This window comes from Pseudoalteromonas sp. CR1, from assembly GCF_019392235.1.
GTDB lineage: Bacteria > Pseudomonadota > Gammaproteobacteria > Enterobacterales > Alteromonadaceae > Pseudoalteromonas.
Genome location: NZ_JAHXRM010000059.1, coordinates 1 through 397 on the forward strand (window position 1 = coordinate 1; position 397 = coordinate 397).

1 protein-coding gene is annotated in these 397 nt (G+C 63.5%); it reads left to right on the plus strand.

Features of this window, described 5'->3' with window-relative positions; genetic code table 11:
• On the plus strand, positions 1-397 hold a 397-nt coding region (locus tag KZZ04_RS18480; RefSeq protein WP_219423687.1), incomplete at both ends, for an aminotransferase class III-fold pyridoxal phosphate-dependent enzyme.

Here is a 397-nt window from a genome sequence, read left to right on the forward strand (position 1 = left end):
GTTCTTCAAGCATGCCGAAGGCGCGTACGTCACCGACGAAGATGACAAGCGCTACGTGGACTATGTGGGTTCCTGGGGCCCGATGATCCTCGGCCACAGCCATCCGCAGGTGCTGGACGCAGTGCGCCAGCAGTTGCAACACGGTTTGTCCTATGGCGCCCCGACCGCCATGGAAACCGAGATGGCCGATCTGGTGTGCGCGATCGTGCCGTCGATGGAAATGGTGCGCATGGTCAGCTCCGGCACCGAAGCCACCATGAGTGCGATTCGCCTGGCCCGTGGTTTCACCGGCCGCGACAGCATCATCAAGTTCGAAGGCTGCTACCACGGCCACTCCGACAGCCTGCTGGTGAAAGCCGGCTCCGGCCTGCTGACCCAGGGCGTACCGAGTTCGGCC